Annotated in this window: 14 protein-coding genes; 6 read left to right on the top strand and 8 right to left on the bottom strand. The window is 70.2% G+C overall.

Features of this window, described 5'->3' with window-relative positions; all coding sequences use genetic code 11:
• The first annotated feature begins 8 nt into the window (after positions 1-8).
• A complete protein-coding gene (locus ABLE93_RS12690; protein ID WP_348840176.1) occupies positions 9-2,126 on the top strand; it encodes a glycosyl transferase family protein in 2,118 nt (705 codons plus the stop codon).
• Positions 2,127-2,160: 34 nt separating this feature from the next.
• Complete coding sequence (locus ABLE93_RS12685) at positions 2,161-3,027, top strand: alpha-amylase family protein (protein ID WP_348840175.1); 867 nt, start codon at positions 2,161-2,163, stop codon at positions 3,025-3,027.
• An 18-nt stretch (positions 3,028-3,045) separates the two neighbouring features.
• Here the strand turns inward: ABLE93_RS12685 and purH are convergent, their stop codons facing one another.
• Positions 3,046-4,635 (bottom strand): bifunctional phosphoribosylaminoimidazolecarboxamide formyltransferase/IMP cyclohydrolase, encoded by a 1,590-nt coding sequence (gene purH, locus ABLE93_RS12680; protein WP_348840174.1) that lies wholly within the window; start codon positions 4,633-4,635, stop codon positions 3,046-3,048.
• A 264-nt stretch (positions 4,636-4,899) separates the two neighbouring features.
• On the opposite strand from purH, the gene mutS reads away from it, so the two are divergent.
• Positions 4,900-7,695, top strand: coding sequence for a DNA mismatch repair protein MutS (gene mutS / locus ABLE93_RS12675; RefSeq protein ID WP_510183015.1), 2,796 nt, complete (start codon positions 4,900-4,902; stop codon positions 7,693-7,695).
• 82 nt (positions 7,696-7,777) lie between these two features.
• On the opposite strand, the gene ABLE93_RS12670 is transcribed toward mutS, so the two are convergent.
• Both ABLE93_RS12670 and ABLE93_RS12665 read right to left on the bottom strand, forming a co-directional pair.
• Positions 7,778-9,145, bottom strand: a complete 1,368-nt coding sequence (locus tag ABLE93_RS12670) for a hypothetical protein (protein WP_348840173.1) — start codon at positions 9,143-9,145, stop codon at positions 7,778-7,780.
• Positions 9,146-9,218: 73 nt separating this feature from the next.
• Positions 9,219-10,514, bottom strand: coding sequence for an adenylosuccinate synthase (locus ABLE93_RS12665; RefSeq protein ID WP_348840172.1), 1,296 nt, complete (start codon positions 10,512-10,514; stop codon positions 9,219-9,221).
• A gap of 191 nt (positions 10,515-10,705) precedes the next feature.
• Here ABLE93_RS12665 and ABLE93_RS12660 point away from each other — a divergent pair, with 191 nt between their 5' ends.
• Positions 10,706-12,070 (top strand): RsmB/NOP family class I SAM-dependent RNA methyltransferase, encoded by a 1,365-nt coding sequence (locus ABLE93_RS12660; protein ID WP_348840171.1) that lies wholly within the window; start codon positions 10,706-10,708, stop codon positions 12,068-12,070.
• A gap of 51 nt (positions 12,071-12,121) precedes the next feature.
• The gene (locus ABLE93_RS12655; RefSeq protein ID WP_348840170.1) at positions 12,122-13,933 is read left to right on the top strand and encodes a heparinase II/III family protein; all 1,812 of its coding nucleotides are present in this window, start codon (positions 12,122-12,124) and stop codon (positions 13,931-13,933) included.
• 40 nt (positions 13,934-13,973) lie between these two features.
• Here the strand turns inward: ABLE93_RS12655 and htpX are convergent, their stop codons facing one another.
• From htpX to ABLE93_RS12640, 3 genes are all read right to left on the bottom strand, one after another.
• Positions 13,974-14,888, bottom strand: a complete 915-nt coding sequence (gene htpX, locus ABLE93_RS12650; RefSeq protein WP_348840169.1) for a zinc metalloprotease HtpX — start codon at positions 14,886-14,888, stop codon at positions 13,974-13,976.
• A gap of 129 nt (positions 14,889-15,017) precedes the next feature.
• The gene (locus tag ABLE93_RS12645) at positions 15,018-15,224 is read right to left on the bottom strand and encodes a hypothetical protein (protein ID WP_348840168.1); all 207 of its coding nucleotides are present in this window, start codon (positions 15,222-15,224) and stop codon (positions 15,018-15,020) included.
• A gap of 122 nt (positions 15,225-15,346) precedes the next feature.
• The gene (locus tag ABLE93_RS12640; protein ID WP_348840167.1) at positions 15,347-15,646 is read right to left on the bottom strand and encodes a hypothetical protein; all 300 of its coding nucleotides are present in this window, start codon (positions 15,644-15,646) and stop codon (positions 15,347-15,349) included.
• 181 nt (positions 15,647-15,827) lie between these two features.
• Between ABLE93_RS12640 and fae the strand changes: the two genes are divergently transcribed.
• A complete protein-coding gene (fae, locus tag ABLE93_RS12635) occupies positions 15,828-16,334 on the top strand; it encodes a formaldehyde-activating enzyme (protein ID WP_348840166.1) in 507 nt (168 codons plus the stop codon).
• A gap of 180 nt (positions 16,335-16,514) precedes the next feature.
• Here fae and ABLE93_RS12630 read toward each other — a convergent pair whose 3' ends face one another.
• The gene (locus tag ABLE93_RS12630) at positions 16,515-17,513 is read right to left on the bottom strand and encodes a YVTN family beta-propeller repeat protein (protein ID WP_348840165.1); all 999 of its coding nucleotides are present in this window, start codon (positions 17,511-17,513) and stop codon (positions 16,515-16,517) included.
• Complete coding sequence (locus ABLE93_RS12625; protein WP_348840164.1) at positions 17,513-18,049, bottom strand: SRPBCC family protein; 537 nt, start codon at positions 18,047-18,049, stop codon at positions 17,513-17,515. The genes ABLE93_RS12630 and ABLE93_RS12625 overlap by 1 nt, the downstream gene beginning before the upstream one ends.
• Between the last annotated feature and the right edge of the window lie 32 nt (positions 18,050-18,081).

Genomic DNA, 18,081 nt, shown 5'->3' with positions numbered 1-18,081 from the left:
ACGCCGCCATGGAACTCTATTGGCCCTATTTTCTGGCCGATTACATCCGCTTCGTGGAAAACGTGGCGGCCGTGGTGGCGGTGATCATCCTGATCTCCTCGCTCGACGACCTGTTCATCGATGCCTGGTACTGGGGGCGGCGGATCTACCGCCGCTTCGTCATCGAACCCTTCATCCGCCCGCTCACCCCCGCCGCTCTCTACCAGCGGGACGAGCAGCCGCTGGCGATCATGATTCCCGCCTGGATGGAATCGGCGGTGATCGCCGCCATGATCGAGAACATGGTGAGCGTGCTGGATTACCGGCGCTACGTGATCTTCGTCGGCACCTATCCCAACGACCCGGACACCATCGCAGAGGTCGAGCGCATGCGCCGACGCTACAAGCAGCTGGTGCGGGTGGAGACGCGCAACCCCGGGCCGACCAACAAGGCGGACTGCCTGAACGCGGTGGTGCGGGCCATTTTCCAGCACGAGCAGATGACCGGCATCGAGTTCGCCGGCCTCATCCTGCACGACGCCGAGGACGTGCTGCATCCGCTGGAGTTGCGCTTCTTCAATTATCTGCTGCCCCGCAAGGACCTCATCCAGGTGCCGGTGCTGTCGCTGGAGCGCCACTGGTCGGAGCTGGTGGCCGGCATCTACATGGACGAATTCGCCGAATGGCACGCCAAGGACCTCGTGGTCCGCGAGAGCGTCGCCGGCTCCGTCCCCTCGGCCGGGGTGGGCACGTGCTTCTCCCGCAAGGCCATGCTGCACCTTCTGAACGATGGCACCGGCGAGGTCTTCAACACCGCGAGCCTCACCGAGGATTACGACATCAGCGCACGCCTCTATGAGGCGCGCATGCAGTCGATCATCGCCCGGCTGCCGGTGGAATATTTGGTGAAGCGGCCGAGCCTGTTCGGCTACGGGCCGGACAAGGAGATCCTCCTCGCCATGCCGCTGTGCGTGCGCGAGTTCTTTCCCGACACGTTCCGAACCTCCTATCGCCAGAAGGCGCGCTGGTCCCTGGGCATCTCGTTCCAGGGGTGGGGCATCATGGGCTGGCGCGGCAATTGGGCGACCAAATATTTCCTGTTCCGCGACCGCAAGGGCATCATCACCTCGCTGGTGGCGGTGCTCGCTTATGTGGTCGCGGCGCACTTTCTCGTGTTCTTCGCCATCGAGAAGCTCGGCTATCTGCCGGCGCGCTTTCCCTCGATCTTCGCCACCGAGGCCTGGCTGCTGGCGGTGCTCACCGCCAATGCGGCGGCCTTCGCCCTGCGGCTCGTGCAGCGCTACCATTTCGTCACGGCCATCTACGGCTGGGAGCAGGGGCTCATGTCGGTGCCGCGCATCGTCATGGCCAATTTCGTGAATTTCGCCGCAACGGTGCGCGCGTGGAAGCTGTTCATCGGCTACACCTTCTTCGGCCACCGCATCGTCTGGGACAAGACGGCGCACGAATTCCCCGACCAGATGGAGCTCGGCCAGCAGCGACAGCGCCTCGGCGAGCTTCTGCTCACCTGGCAGGCGGTGCTGCCGGAGCAGGTGGAGGAGGCCCTGGCCCTGCAGAGCGAGCGCCAGCAGCCGCTCGGCCGCATCCTCGTCTCCCGCGGCTGGCTCGACGAGGAAACGCTGGCCGAGGCCATGGCCTTCCAGTCGAACCTGCCGCGCACCAACGTCACCGAGGAGATGGTGCGCGAGTTCAACGACCTTCTGCCCATCGACCTGATGGTGCGCCGGCGCATCCTGCCCATCGGCCGCGACCCGAAGGGCCGCCTCGTGGTAGCCGTGCCCTCTCCCCTCAGCCCGAAAGCGCTGGACGAGGTGCGCCAGGCGGTCGGTGACGAGCCGCTCCAGCGCATCGCCCGCGAGAGCGAGGTCAATGACGGACTGCGGCTGCTGCGCGGCGCCGGCCCCGGCGCCGACGGCCAGAAGTCGCCGCCCCTCCTCGGCGACCTCCTGCTGGAGAAGGGCCTGATGCAGCGCGAGGCCTTCGAGGCTGCCATGGAGAATTACCATCCCGACGTGGACGGGCGGATCGGCGAGTATCTGGTGCGCTGCGGCGTTGTGAAGGAAGAGGCCCTGCTTGCCACCGTGCGCGAGCAGGAGCGCCGCGTCGCCGCGCTCGCCACCGTATGAGGTGCGCCCCGGCCGGTGCGCCAAGGAGGGCCTCATGACGCTGAGCCGCCGCACGGCGCTCCTCGCCGCGGGCGCGGCTGCGGCCGGGGGCGGCCTCATCGGCGTGGACCTGATGCTGGGGGGCCTCGACCTAGGCCGGCCGCGCCTCATCGACGGCGTGGTCTGGCAGCTCCACGGCGGCGTGCTCGATCCGCGCGGCGACTGGGACTTCATCGGCGCGCGCAGCCTGCTCGTCCAATGGCTGGTGGCCGACGGAACGGCCTTCGTACCCTTGCCGGATCTCGGCCTGCCCCTGATCGCGGACGCGCCCAACTGGGTCCGCATCGCCCGTGAGCCGTGGGCGCAGGATATTATCGCCGGCCTCGCCAGCCGGTTCAGCGAGCCGCAGGCCCGCGCCGACGTGCTCGCCCTCGGGGCCCTTTCAGCCAAGATCGCGCGGCAGCGGCTGCCGTTTCGTCCCGCGGGATTCTATTTCCCGGTAGAGGCCGACCCGACCTGGCGCGAGGTGGGCCAGATGAAGGCCGCCATGGCCGACATTCCGCGGCCGCTCTGGGCGAGCTGCTACGACAATTCCAACGTCGGCGCCGACGCCCTCGCCGACTGGGTCGAGAGCTGGCTGCCTTCCGACGTGGGCCTGTTCTTCCAGGACGGTGTGGGCATCTACACCCGGGCGCCGGACGCGGCGCGCCACTATGCGCAGGTGCTGTCCCGGCGGCTCGGGCCGTCCCGCTTCAAGCTCATCGCCGAGGCCTTCCGACCCACCGGCAACGGCGGCCTGCGGGCTGCCACGGCGGCCGAGCTGAAGCCCCAGCTTCAGGCCTACGAAGGTTTCGACGTCTTCGTGTTCGACGGCCCACATTATGTGGACCGGCTCATCGTGCAGCAGCTGATGACCGGCTGAAGCGCGCGCTCCGCCGGTTCAGTGGCGGAAGTGGCGCACCCCGGTGAATACCATGGCGAGGCCGGCGGCGTCCGCGGCGGCGATCACCTCGGCGTCGCGCATGGAGCCGCCCGGCTGGATCACCGCCGTCGCTCCCGCCTCCACCGCCGCCATGAGGCCGTCGGCGAACGGGAAGAAGGCGTCGGAGGCGACCACCGAGCCCTTGGTCAGCGGCTCCTTGAGGCCGGCCGCCTCGGCCGCGTCCTGCGCCTTGCGGGCGGCGATGCGGGCGGAATCCACCCGGCTCATCTGTCCAGCGCCGATGCCCACTGTGGCGAGGTCCCTGGCATAGATGATGGTGTTCGACTTCACGTGCTTGGCGACGCGGAAGGCAAAGCGCAGGTCGGTGAGCTCATCGTTGGTAGGCGCGCGCTTGGTGACGACCTTCAGCTCCAGGTCGTCGGCGCTGGCATTGTCCCGGCCCTGCACCAGCAGGCCGCCGGCCACGGTCTTCACCGTCAGGCCGGGGGCCCGCGGATCGGGCAGGCCGCCGGTGAGGAGGAGGCGCAGGTTCTTCTTGGCGGCGACCACGGCGATCGCCTCCTCGGTGGCGTCGGGGGCGACGATCACCTCGGTGAAGATCTCCACCATGGCGCGGGCCGCCTCGGCGTCCAGCGTCCGGTTCACGGCGATGATGCCGCCGAAGGCCGAGACGGGATCGCAGGCCAGCGCCTTGCGGTAGGCGTCGGCGAGGTCGGCGCCTTCCGCCACGCCGCAGGGATTGGCGTGCTTGACGATCACCACCGCCGCGGTGCGGGCGGGGTGGAACTCGGCCACCGCCTCGAAGGCGGCGTCGGTGTCGTTGATGTTGTTGTAGGAGAGCTGCTTGCCCTGCACCTGCCGCGCCGTGGCGACACCGGGCCGGATTTCGTCCGAGGCGTAGAAGGCGGCCGACTGGTGCGGGTTCTCGCCGTAGCGCAGCGCCTCGATGAGCTTGCCGCCGAAGGCGCGGAAGGCGGGCGCCTCCTCCTTCAGCTCGCGGGCGAACCAGTTGGAGATGGCCGCGTCATAGGCGGCGGTACGGGCATAGGCTTTCTGGGCGAGCCTGCGGCGCAGGGCGAGCGTGGTGCCGCCATGCTCGGCGATCTCGTGGAGCACCGCCTCGTAATCCTCAGCCTCCACCACCACGGCCACGTCGCCGTGGTTCTTGGCGGCGCCGCGGATCATGGAGGGTCCGCCGATGTCGATGTTCTCGATGGTCTCGTCGAAATCCGCCTTGCGGGCGACGGTGGCCTCGAAGGGATAGAGGTTCACCACCACGAGGTCGATCGGCTGGATGGCATGCTCGGCGAGGGCTGCCTGGTGGCCGGCGTCGGCGCGGATGGCGAGGATGCCGCCGTGCACCTTGGGATGGAGCGTCTTCACCCGCCCGTCCATCATCTCGGGGAAGCCGGTGAGCTCGCTGACGTCCTTCACCGGCAGGCCGGCATCGGCGATGGCCTTGGCGGTGCCGCCGGTGGAGACCAGCTCCACGCCGTGGGCGACGAGCTTGGTCGCGAACGGCACCAGCCCCGTCTTGTCGGACACCGAGAGGAGGGCGCGGGTCACGGGACGGATGTCGGCGGTCATGGATGGGCTCCGGCGCGTGCTCTGAACGGGTGTGGAGGCGGTGAACCGGGCAAATCGAGGACAACTTGCCCGGATCGCGCTCCAGGATTGCCGCTCGCCTAGCACCATTGGGCGGCCATCGCCAGCGCGTGAGACCGCCGTTCCGGCATGGCCGGTATCGGCGAGCGGCATAGGGGCGGCACCGGGCGCCCATCCCGCCATTTCCTGTCGATGCGCGCCGCCGACGCGCTGACACGGGCTCTGTCGCCCGGTACCGTGCCCGCCATGAGCGCCCGCACCGCCGCATCCGATCTTCCCGTCGTGCCCGCCGCGCCGGCAGACCCCGTCACACCGGTCCCCGCTGAGGCGGCACCGGCCGAGGCACGGGTGCGCGCGGAGGACACCCGCGTCACGCCGATGATGGCGCAGTATCTGGAGATCAAGGCGGCCAATCCGGGGTCCCTCCTGTTCTACCGCATGGGGGATTTCTACGAACTGTTCTTCGCCGATGCGGAAGCCGCCTCGCAGGCTCTGGGCATCGTGCTCACCAAGCGCGGCAAGCACCTGGGCGAAGACATTCCCATGTGCGGCGTGCCCATCGAGCGGGCCGAGGAATATCTGCACAAATTGATCGCCCTGGGCTTCCGCGTCGCGGTCTGCGAGCAGCTGGAGGACCCTGCCGAGGCGAAGAAGCGGGGCGCCAAGTCTGTCGTGCGGCGCGACGTGACCCGCCTCGTCACCCCCGGCACCCTCACCGAGGATGCGCTGCTCGACGCGCGGCGCGAGAACGTGCTGGCCGCCCTCGCCCGGGTGCGGGCCGGGTCGGGGCCGGAGGATTTTGCCTACGCCCTTGCCTATACCGACATGTCCACCGGCACCTTCCGGGTGGCGGCCACGAGCCGAACTGCGCTGTCTGGCGACCTCGCCCGCATCGACCCGGCGGAAATCCTCGTCTCCGACGCCCTCCTCGATGACGGCGAGCTGCGCGCCCTGTTGCGGGACTTTCCGGCGGTGACGCCGTTGCCGCGCCAGTCCTTCGACGGGGCGGGGGCGGAAAAGCGCCTCACCGACTTCTTCGGCGTGGCGGCCCTCGACGCCTTCGGCGCCTTCTCGCGTGCCGAGCTGATCGCCGCCGCGGCGGTGGTCGCCTATGTGGACCGCACCCAGCTCGGCGCCAGGCCGCTGCTCGCCCGACCTCAAAAGGAGGCGGAGGGTGGCATCATGGCCATCGACGCCGGCACGAGAGTGAATCTGGAGCTGGTGCGCACGACTTCGGGCGAGCGGCGGGGCTCGTTGCTCGCCGCGGTGGATCGCACGGTGACGGCGGCAGGCGCGCGTCTCCTCGCCCGCCGCATCGCCGAGCCGCTCACCGACCTTTCCGCCATCCGCGCCCGCCACGACGCGGTGGCCTGCCTGTGTGAGGACGGCGCCCTGCGCCGCACCCTGCGCGCGGCGCTTGCCCGCGCGCCGGACATGGCCCGCTCGGTCACCCGCCTTGCCTTGCAGCGGGGTGGCCCCCGCGATCTCGCAGCGGTGCGGGACGGGCTCGACGGCGCGCTCGCCGTCGCCGGCCTGTTCGGCACCGAGCCGCCCGCCGACCTTCGCCGCGCCGCCGCCGCCCTCGCCCGCGTGCCCCACGCCGTGGCGCTGGACCTCGCCTCCGCGCTGGCCGACAGCCTGCCGCACCATCGCCGCGACGGCGGCTTTGTGCGCGAGGGCTATGACGGCGAGCTCGACGCCACACGCGCCCTGCGCGACGAGAGCCGCCGGGTCGTGGCCGCGCTGGAACGGCGCTATGTGGAGGAAACCGGGGTCCGCGCACTGAAGATCCGGCACAATGCGGTGCTCGGCTATTATGTGGAGGTCTCCCAGCAGAACGCCGACCGCCTGCGCGAGCCGCCGCACGACGCCGTCTTCGTCCATCGCCAGACCATGGCGGGCGCCATGCGCTTCTCGTCGGTGGAGCTGGGCGACCTCGAAAGCCGCATCGCCAGCGCCGGCGAGCGGGCGCTCGGACTGGAGCACGCCATCTTCGAGCGCCTGTCCGCGGCCGTCGTGGCGGAGACCGAGACCATCCGCGCCGCCGCTGAGGCGCTGGCCGAGCTCGATGTCGCGGCCGGCTTCGCCGAGCTCGCCGCCGCCGAAGCCCACGTGCGCCCGCACATGGAGGAGGGGCTCGCCTTCGCCGTCGCTGGCGGCCGCCATCCCGTGGTGGAGCAGGCGCTGGCGAAGGAGGGCGGGCCGTTTGTGCCCAACGATTGCGATCTGTCGCCGCCGGACGCCGGGCGCGAAGACGGGGGCCGCATCGTGCTTGTCACCGGCCCCAACATGGCGGGCAAGAGCACCTTCCTGCGGCAGAACGCGCTGATCGCGGTCCTCGCCCAGGCCGGCGCCTTCGTGCCGGCGCGGGAGGCCCGCATCGGCATCGTCGATCGCCTGTTCTCCCGCGTCGGGGCGGCGGACGATCTGGCGCGGGGGCGATCCACCTTCATGGTGGAGATGGTGGAGACCGCGGCCATCCTGAACCAGGCGACGCCCCGCTCCCTCGTCATCCTCGACGAGATCGGCCGCGGCACGGCGACGTTCGACGGCATGTCCATCGCCTGGGCGAGCCTCGAGCACCTGCACGAGGTCAATCGCTGCCGCGCCCTGTTCGCCACCCACTTCCACGAGCTGACGGCGCTCTCCCAGCGCTGCCGCCGCCTCGCCAATGCCACGGTGAAAGTGACCGAGTGGCAGGGCGACGTGATCTTCCTGCACGAGGTGGTGCCGGGGGCGGCGGACCGATCCTACGGAATCCAGGTGGCCAAGCTCGCCGGCCTGCCCGAGGCGGTCATCGCCCGAGCCAAGGCGGTTCTGGCGGAGCTGGAGGCGGCCGAGCGCGCCGCGCCGGCGCAGAAGCTGATCGACGATCTGCCGCTGTTCGCCGCCCGGCCGAAGCCCGCGGCGGCGGCCGCCCCCACCGATTCCAGGGCAGCGGCTGTCCGGGACGCCCTCGACGCCCTCGACCCGGACGGCCTCAGCCCGCGCGAGGCGCTGGAGGCGCTATACCGGCTGAAGGGGCTGCTGCGGGAGGGGTAGGCATCCACCCGCGGGGTCAGCGCTTGACCGGCTCAAGCACGGTCCCACGACCGGGTGGAGAACCCAGCTCGGGCGCACCGCGTCAGTTGCTGCCGGACTGCGGTGCCTGTGCCGGCGGGCGCTGGAGCAGTTCGCCCCAGGCGGAGAAGGCATCGTTGAATGCCTGCTCGCCCGCCTGCCCCTTCTCGAAGGCCAGCACGGCCTTCTTGTTGTTGGTGTAGGTGAGCACCGCATCGAGCCAGGGATAGGCCTGGAGCAGGGTGACGTTGCGCTGGCGGTCGGCCGCCTTCTCCGACAGGCCCACCAGGAACAGAGTCGGGTTCACCCGGACGGCGAGGCCGGCCAGCGGCGTTCCCAGCGCCTGCTGGTTGGGCTTGGCGCGCACGGCGTCCACGTTCGAGACGCCGCCGAAGGGGAAGTCTTCGGGCAGGCGGAAGCCGATCTCGATGGTGTGCGAGGCCGGCAGCGTCTGGTCGGTGTTGCGCCGGAGCACGAAGCTCATGGCGATCTTGCGCTCTGGAATGGTGATGTCGCCGCGCAGGCCGATATCAGGCGGCAGTCCGGGGCCCGCGTTCACCGTCTCGGTCTTCCAGGTCACGGTGCCCTCGAAGGTCTGGGGCTGTGCGCTGCCGGAGGATTCCTCGATCAGCACGGCGCGGGCAAGGCCGGCACCGGCACCGGTGCGGGCGGCCGGCGCGCGGCGGGCCGCATCGCCCGCTGCGGCATTCATCCGGTCTGACGACTTGGGCTGGTCGGAGGAGGCGCCGGACGCACCGGACGCGGCGGGTGCCGCCGGCCGCTGGTCACCGCCCGAAAGGCCGCCCAGAAGATTCTCGCGATTGACCACGGCAAAGGCGATGCCGCCCAGCACCAGAAGGGCGAGGAGGGCCCAGAGCAGGAACTTTTTCCAGGAGGGTCCACCCTCCGCACGCCCGTTGCGCGCCCCGCCATTGGCTGCGGCGCCGCGGCTGCGGACCTCGCCCCGCCGCATGGGCGGGCGGCGGTCGCCGTCGCTGTCCTCTTCGCTGCGCTGGCGCGGCGGCAGGCGGCGCTCGGCCCGGGCCGGTGGCTCCGGCGGGGCGGGCGGCGCCATGGGCTTCGGCGGCGCCGAGCGCGAAGGCGGGAGGGGGGCGGACGGGGCGGGCTCGGGGGCGGCTTCGTCCGCCGCCTCGGCATCATCGCCGTCGGCGTCGTCCTCGACGTCCGGCTCCTCGACCTCCTCGGGCGGCGCGTTGTCCTGCTGGGCGTACTCGGCCTCGACCCGGCGGATCGCCTCCTCGAGGCCCATGCGTTCGCGGGTGATCTCGCCTTCGGGCAGCGGCGGGTCGACGCCCCGCAGCTGGCGCATCAGAGCCGTGCGGGCGCGATCGTACACGGCGCGGCGGCTGTCCCCGGTCTTCTGGGGCAGGCTCGAAATCGCGCGGACCAGGAGCGGGTAGTAGTCAGCCATGGGAGCGGTGAGTTTCCCCTAAGAGCCGCGCCGCGGCGCGACCCATTCTCGAGTGAGAGCCGTTAGCCCAACGTTAAGCCTGAAATGGATTGTGCACGAGGATGGTGTCGTCGCGCTCGGGGCTGGTCGAGAGCACCGCCACCGGGCAGCCGATCAGCTCCTCCACGCGCCGCACGTATTTCACCGCCTCGGCCGGCAGGTCGGCCCACGAGCGGGCGCCGGCGGTGGAATCCTGCCAGCCTTCCATGGTCTCGTAGATCGGCTCGGCCCGCGCCTGCGCGCCCATCTCGGCCGGGAGATAGTCGATCTCCTTGCCATCCACCTTGTAGCCAACGCACACCTTCAGCTCGGTGAAGCCGTCGAGCACGTCGAGCTTGGTCAAGGCGATGCCGTGGATGCCGCAGGTCCGGACCGTCTGGCGCACCAGCACCGCGTCGAACCAGCCGCAGCGGCGCGGACGCCCGGTGACGACGCCGAACTCGCGGCCCTTGGAGCCGAGGGTCTGGCCCACCTCGTCGGTCAGCTCGGTGGGGAAGGGGCCTTCGCCCACCCGGGTGGTATAGGCCTTGGTGATGCCCAGCACATAATCCAGCGCGCCCGGGCCGATGCCGGTGCCGCTCGCCGCCGCTCCCGCCACCGTGTTGGACGATGTAACGTAGGGGTAAGTGCCGTGGTCGATGTCGAGCAGCGCGCCCTGAGCGCCCTCGAACAGGATCTTCTTGCCCTCGCGGCGGGCCTTGTCGAGCAGTTCCCACACCCGGTCCATGAAGGGCAGGACCTTGGGCGCGAGGGCCATGAGCTCGGCGACCAGGGCCGCACCGTCCACCTCCGCCATGCCGAGGCCGCGGCGGATGAGATTGTGGTGGGTGAGGAGTCGGTCCACCTTGGCCGGCAGGGTCTTCGGATCGGTGAGGTCCACGAGGCGGATGGCGCGGCGCCCCACCTTGTCCTCATAGGCCGGACCGATGCCGCGCTTGGTGGTGCCGATGCGGGCGCCTTCGGTGGTGGCGCTCTCGCGCAGGGCGTCCAGCTCGCGGTGGAGCGGCAGGATCAGGGGGGTGGTCTCGGCGATGCGCAGCCGGTCGGGGCCGATCTCGACACCCTGGCCGGCGAGGCGGGCCAGCTCGTCCACCAGCGCCTGCGGGTCCAGCACGACGCCGTTGCCGATCACCGACAGCTTGCCGGGACGCACGACGCCGGAGGGCAGCAGGGACAATTTATAGGTGACGCCGCCCACCACGAGGGTATGGCCGGCATTGTGGCCGCCCTGAAAGCGCACCACCACGTCCGCCTGCTCGGAGAGCCAGTCGACGATCTTGCCCTTGCCTTCGTCGCCCCACTGGGAGCCGACCACGACCACATTGGCCACGCGGAGGTGCCTCCTGACCCGGCGCGGGACACGGCAAAGGGGCCCGCGCGCACAAAGGAAAGCCCCGGCTCAGGTCCGGGGCGTTACGCAAGCGTCTTACGGGATCGAGGCTTGGGAGGCAAGGCGAAGGGCGGCGGCGGCCCGCGCGAGGGCGTTGGCGCGGGGCGGCGGTTCGTGCTCTATCTCCGGCGATGAAGACACCCCGCAGCGCCTCCCGCACGCCCCGCCGCCCCGGCCCGCCGCCCTCTTCGGGTACCGCAGCGCCGGGCTTTGCCGCCCGCGCCCTCGCCGTCGACGCCCTGGAGGCGGTGCTGCGGCAGGGAGCCGCGCTGGAAGAGGCCCTGGACAGCGCGCCCTCAGGGCTTGAACCGCGCGACCGGGCGCTCGCCTTCCGCATCGTCGCCACCGCGCTGCGCCGCCTCGGCACCTTGCGCGGCGTGCTGGGCAAGCTGCTCGAGCGCGGCTTTCCCAAATCGTCTCCGCGGCTCGAATCGATCCTGCTGGCGGGCGCCACCCAGATTCTGTTCATGGACGTTCCGAGCCATGCGGCGGTCGGCCTCAGCGTCGATGTCGCCCGGGCGGACCGCTCGACCGTGGGCTTCGCCGGGCTGGTCAATGCCGTGCTGCGCCGCCTCACCCGCGAGGCGGACGCCCTTATGGCCGGCCTCGACCCCGATTTCGCCGACACGCCGGACTGGATGCGCCAGCGCTGGATCGCCGCCTATGGCGCCGAAACCGCCCGCGCCATGGCCGCGATGCACAAGGTGGAGCCGCCCCTCGACATCACGGTGAAGACCGATCCCGAGGGCTGGGCGCAGAGGCTTTCCGGCGAAGTGCTGCCCACCGGCACCGTGCGCGTGCTCCAGGCCGGCCCGGTGCGGGCGCTGCCGGGCTTCGCCGAGGGCGAATGGTGGGTGCAGGATGCGGCGGCAGCGCTGCCGGCCCGGCTCCTTGGCGACGTGCGCGGGCTTCAGGTGGCGGACCTGTGCGCCGCCCCCGGCGGCAAGACCGCCCAGCTCGCCGCGGCGGGCGCCAAGGTCACCGCCGTCGACCGCTCGGGTGTCCGGCTCGGCCGGCTGAAGGACAATCTGGAGCGGCTCGGCCTCGCCGCGCAGGTCGTGGAGACCGACGCCGCGGCCTATGCCGGCGGCCCGTTCGACGCGGTGCTGCTGGATGCGCCGTGCTCGGCCACCGGAACCCTGCGCCGCCACCCGGACATCGCGGTGGCCAAGCGGCCGGTCGACCTCGTTTCCCTCGCCGCGCTTCAGGCACGGCTCCTCGACCATGCGGCGGACCTCGTCAGGCCGGGAGGCACGCTGGTCTATTCCACCTGCTCGCTGGAGCCGGAGGAGGGCGAGGGGCAGATCGAGCGCCTCCTGGCGGCTCGGCCCGACCTCGAACGGGCGCCGCTTTCGCCCGGAGAGGTGGATGGCCTTGATTTGTTCATAACTCCTCAAGGGGATGTGCGCACTCTTCCGTCTCACTGGATGCGGGGGGAGGCGGAGCGGTCGGGTCTCGACGGCTTCTTTGCCGCCCGGCTGCGCCGCAGGGCCTGAACCCGGCGCGGCTCCCCATCCTGAGGGCATCAGGGCGGTGAAGACACGCGCATGCGGATTTGGAACGGATCGGCGGGCCCGCTCGGGGCCATGGCGAAGGGCCTCGCCCGCGCGCCGGGTGGCGTCGTGACCCGCGGCGGCCTGCGCGAGCGCACCCGGCTGGCGGCGCTCCTTGCCGAGCTGTGGTCGCAGACGGTGCTGGCGCGCGTCGGCGGTCGGGCCATGGCCCTCGGTTACGTTCCGGTGCCGGTGCCGGAGCGCCTGCTCATCGCCCCGCAGGACCTGCGCACGGGCGACGCCACCCTCGCCAGCGAGATCTATTCGGGCCGCTTCGCCTTCGCCGGCAAGGTGATGATGCTGGACGGGCGGACCCCGTTCGAGCTGGTCCCGCCCTCCGTGGAATGGGCGGAGGCGCTGCACGGCTTCGGCTGGCTGCGTCACCTGAAGGCCGCCGGCACCACCATCGCGCGGGCCAATGCGCGGGCTCTGGTGGGCGATTTCATGCGCGATCCCGGCAAGGCGCGCGCCGTGGCGGCGCGGCCGGACATCGCGGCGCGGCGGATCATCTCCTGGCTCACCCAGGCGACCTTCCTGCTGCAGGATGCCGACCACGATTTCTATCGCCGCTTCATGCGCTCCCTCGCCCGGCAGGTGCGCCAGCTGCGCCGCATGGCCGGTGAAGCGCCCGACGGCTATCCACGGATGGTGGCGATCATCGCCCTCATCTTCGCCGGCCTGTGCATGTCCGATCAGCCGCGCCTTCTGAAGGCGGCGCAGAAGCGGCTGGGCGAGGAGCTGGACCGCCAGATCCTGCCGGACGGGGGACCACTCACCCGCAATCCCGGCATGCTCATCGAACTGCTGCTGGACCTGTTGCCGCTGCGCCAGGCCTTCACCGCGCGCAACCAGCCGGCGCCGCCCGCGCTGATGAATGCGGTGGACCGGATGATGCCCATGCTGCGCTTCTTCCGTCACGGCGACGGGGCTTTCGCGCATTTCCATGGCATGGGCCACACCCAGGCGGACCAGCTCGCCACCATCCTCGCCTTCGATGACGCCCGCGGCGCGCCGGTGGCGAACGCGCCCTATTCCGGCTACCAGCGGCTCGATGCCCGCTCCCTCATGGTGATCGTCGATACCGGCCCCCCGCCGCCGGCGGTGGCGAGCTGGGAGGCGCATGCGAGCTGCCTTGCCTTCGAATTCTCCTCGGCGCGCCAGCGCATCGTCATCAATTGCGGCGTGCCGGACGTGCACCGCGAGATGTGGCGGCAGGTGGCGCGCTCCACGGCCGCCCATTCCACCGCGGTGATCGCCGACACCTCGTCCTGCCGCTTCCTTCAGGGCGGGTCCATGACGCGCATCTTCGGCGCGCCCATCGTGTCGGGTCCGAAGAGCGTGGAGGTGCAGCGCGGTACCCGCAACAATGCGCTGCTGCTGCGCGCCAGCCACGACGGCTACGCCGAGACCTTCGGCATCCTCCATCAGCGCTCGTGGCGACTCGCCATGGAAGGCAACCGGCTGGACGGCGAAGACGTGTTCCGCTCCGCCGCGGACGCCGGGCCGCTGCCGTCGGAGGCCTTCGCCATCCGCTTCCATCTCCACCCGTCGGTGAGCGTGGAGCGGCTCGATGACCCGCACACCGCCCTCTTGAGCCTGCCCAACGGCGAGGCCTGGGCCTTCGCCGCGCCGCATCTGCCGCTGGCGGTGGAGGAGAGCGTGGACCTCGCCGCCGCCGGCGGTCCCCGCCGCACCTCCCAGCTGGTGCTCGCGGGAGAGGTGGCGCGCACGCCCCGCGTCATCTGGACCTTCGTGCGCACCCGCGAGGCGCAGAGCGTGCCGCCGGCGCGCCCCTCGCGCGCCTGACGACCTGCGCCGCACGACACCGGAGGATTTTGCCCCTGTCTCAGCCCCAGGGCCCGCGCCGGGGCTGGGCCGGCGCCGGCCGCTGCGGGGCGTAGCCGCCCGCACCGCCCATCTGCTGCGACAGCTCGCGCAGGGCCGCGATCCGGTTCTCTACGGCCGGGTGGGTCGAGAAGAGATTGTCCATGCGCACCCCCGAGAGGGGGTTGATGATGAACATGTGGGCGGTCGCCGGATTGGCTTCCGCCTCATAATTAGGCACCTGATGGGCCGCGCCGGAGATCTTGGCCAGCGCCGACGCCAACGCCATGGGTCGGCCGAGGATCTCGGCGCCGCCCCGGTCGGCCTCGTATTCGCGCGAGCGGGAGATGGCCATCTGCACCAGCATGGCGGCCAGCGGGGCGAGGAAGATCATCAGGATGGTGCCGATGAAGCCGAACGGATTGTTGTTCTCCCGGTTGCCGCCACCGAACAGCATGCCGAAGTTCGCCAGCATGGAGATGGCGCCGGCGATGGTGGCCGTGATGGTCATGGTGAGGGTGTCGTAATGCTTGATGTGCGCCAGCTCGTGCGCCATCACGCCCGCCACCTCCTCAGGTGACAGGCTCTCCAGCAGGCCCGTGGTGGCGGCGACCGCCGCATTCTGCGGGTTTCGGCCGGTGGCAAAGGCGTTGGGCTGCGGATTGTCCATGATGAAGACGCGCGGCATGGGCAGGTCCGCCCGGCGTGCCAGTTCGCGGACCATGCCGACGAACTCGGGCGCCGACGCCTCGTCCACCTCCCGCGCGCCGTACATGCGCAGGACCATCTTGTCGGCGTTCCAGTAGCTGAACAGGTTCATGCCTGCCGCCACCACGAACGCGATCATCATGCCGCCGCGGCCGCCGATCGCGAAGCCCACGGCCATGAACAAGGCGGTCATCCCGGCGAGCAGGATCGCCGTCTTCAGGTGATTCATCCGTCCCTCCCGGCGTCCGCCATGGATCGGCAGAGCCTCGGGATAGAGGATGGGAAGCGCGACCGGGCGTCGCAAGGGGAGGCGCGCGGAGCGCCTGGCCCATATTTCCGTTAGGGAACGAGAGCGGCCTCAAATGTCGCGCGAAAGGCGATCGGCCTGCACGCACTTCCAGCGGCCCACCTGCCATTGCGGATGGCTTTCGCTCCACTGGGCGATAGCGACCTGCGAGGACATCATGCAGGCGGTCGGCGCACTCACCTCAACGGAGAAATTGAGGTGCTCCTCGCGGCACGTGGCCGGCGCGCTGATGAGGCAGGCATAAAGGACGATGAACATGACTCGCGATCCCGATCTTGCGCTGCGTCTGCCAATCCTCCGTTTCCGACCCCGCCGCTGACGGGTCCCCCTGACCGAGTCCGCGGTATTTACCTGCGGTACGGTGCATTGTTCTCTGTGGCCTAAGCAAACTCTAAGAAGCAAGAGTGGTGCCAGGCGTGTTCTGGTGTCTGCGGCGCCGCGAATTGCGCTGGCGGATGCCGCTGGTGGTCTGGCCAGACCGGCACCAATACATCCGCACGAAAATACCACTTCGCGCCGATGAGCAGATCAACGCGAAGATCGTATCCCCATTTCACCCGGCACGCCCAATAACGTCTTCTAACCTTCTGCGTCATGGCCGCGAACCGGCGCGTTTGACGCCCGCGCAGGACCTTCATGCAGCGCATTTGCCGCGCGGATTTCACGCTGCGGCGCGGCATGGATTCGCGGCTCGCCCGGCTTGCGGGCCGGCGTCGGCGCGGCTAGGCTCCGCCGCGCTATCTGGTGAACCGGTTCGGCACGTATGCCGGGCGCTGACAACAAGGGTAGGCGGCATAGGACCGCTATCCGGAATGTCTTCGGGGCGGTCATCCCTAGTCGATCTACGTGGGAGGACATAAGGTGGCTAAGATCAGCAAGGTTCTGGTTGGTGAGGCGCTCGTCGGCGACGGCAACGAGGTCGCCCACATCGACCTCATCATCGGCCCGCGCGGCAGCGCCGCCGAGACGGCGTTCTGCACCAGCCTCACCAACAACAAGGATGGCTTCACTGCCCTCCTCGCGGTGCTCGCGCCGAACATGCCGTGCAAGCCCAACACCGTGATGTTCAACAAGGTGACCATCAAGGACGCCCGCCAGGCCGTCCAGATGTTCGGACCCGCCCAGCGCGGCGTCGCCAAGGCGGTGCAGGATGCGGTGGCCGAAGGCACCATCCCGATGGAAGAGGCCGACGACGTGTATGTCTGCGTCGGCGTGTTCATCCACTGGGAGGCGGCCGACGACGCCAAGATCCAGCAGTACAATTACGAGGCCACCAAGCTCTCGATCGAGCGCGCGGTGAAGGGCGTGCCCACCGCCAAGGAAGCGACCGACCAGCGCGACCTGGTGAAGCATCCTTTCGCGGCCTAGAGCGGAAACCACCCTGGACAGGACGGCGACCCTCCGCCCATGCCGAAGGGTCTGATCCAGCGGTTGGCAGCAATTTTTCTGAACAGGTAGAGGCCATTCCAACGACCGGCGGCACTGTCCGCCGGTCGTTTTCTTTTGTGCCGGTGGCTCGCTGTGTGCCAGCGCTCCTGGCCGGCGATCTTACCGCGCGGTGCGGCGCAGGAACGCGCCGAAGGCGCGGGGACCGTCGCCCACTTCCAGGGTCGCGACGACCCTGAGCACGGCGGTGTCGATGACGCTCAATGTGTTGTCGGACCAGTTGGCCACATAGACGTGGCGCCCGTCGCCCGAGGCGGCGATGCCTTCGGGATATTCGCCGACATGAATGGTGGCCCGCGGCGCCAGCGTCGTCGTGTCGAAGACGCTTACCGTGCCCGCATACTGGTTGGTGACGAATGCGAGGTCTCCGGCGAGGGCCACCGCATAGGGCCGCGCCCCCACCTTGACGGTCGCCGTCACCGAACGCGTGGCAACGTCGATCACCGTGACATCGTCCGATCCCACGTTGGCGGTGTAGGCCCGCCGGCCGTCTTCGGACAGCGTGATGCCGAAGGGCCGCTGGCCCACCTTGATGACGCCGATGCGCTCCAGACGCGCCGCGTCGATCACCGAGACCGTGTCGTCGTCGCGATCGGCCGTGAGCACCACCGCGCCGTCGGGCGTGACCGCGACGCCCGAAGGCGAGGCCCCGGTGGGCGCGATGCGCACGTCGCCCGCGTGGTCCGGATCCACCACCAGCAGGCGCGCGCCGTACCAGTCGGCCACGTAGACCGGCCGGCCCCTTGGCGCCACGGCGACACCCAGCGGGCCCCCGCCCACGGGGATGCGGGCCAGAACGCGCCGAGTCGCGGCGTCGATGACCGAGAGCGCCTTGCCGTCGGGGCTGGTGACGAAGGCGGTGCTGCCGTCCTTTGTCACCGCGACGCCCGCGGGGGAGCCGTGCACCGGAATGCGGCCCACGAGGCGGGGCGAGGCGCCGTCCGGCCCGAGGTCCACCACCGCCACCTCATTGGCCGGCTGGTTGGTGAGAAACGCCTCCTCGGCGCGCGCCGGAGCGGCCCACACCTGCGCCAGGAGCAGGAGACCGGCGCCTGCGGCGGCCGCGGGGACGAGGTGGGCGGCGGTGCGCCGCCGGGCCATCAGGAACCCTTCTCGAGCTTCGCCTTGAGGGCGTCGAGACCGGCGCGATAGACGCCGGTAACGGCCGCGACGGCTGCGTCGTCATTCAATTCCGGCGGCGGATCGTTGTTGGGATAGCCGCGATAGAAGGCACCGCGCCATTCCACCTTGGAGTGGGCGGCATCCACGGGGACGACCACGAGGGTGGAGGAATAATTGGTCACCGGAAGGACTTTCACGTCCACAGTGGTGATGCGGTAGGAATAGCTCTTCTGCTCGGGCTCGAACTTGTAGAGCACCTCGTCGATGGTGCCGCCGCCCTTGAGCGTGAGCGTGCGCGTGGCATCCACCTCATTGCCGCCCTTGCCCTCGGTCTTCTCCACCACCGGGAGCCAGCCCATGTCCTGGAAATTGCCCATGGCGGCCCACACCTTGTCGGCGGAGGCGTTGATCTCCACGCTCTCGGTCACCTTCTTGCGGGTGGGGCCGTGCGCGTCCGCGGCGAGCGGCAGGAGCGCGAGGGAAAGCGCGGCCGCGGCGGCAAGAAAATGCTTCATGAAAACCCGTCCTCCGATGTCAGGGCGCCTTT

The organism is Xanthobacter pollutisoli (genome assembly GCF_040044995.1).
Lineage (GTDB): Bacteria > Pseudomonadota > Alphaproteobacteria > Rhizobiales > Xanthobacteraceae > Xanthobacter.
Note: the sequence above shows the minus strand (reverse complement) of the source record. Positions and strands in the feature narration are given on the sequence as shown.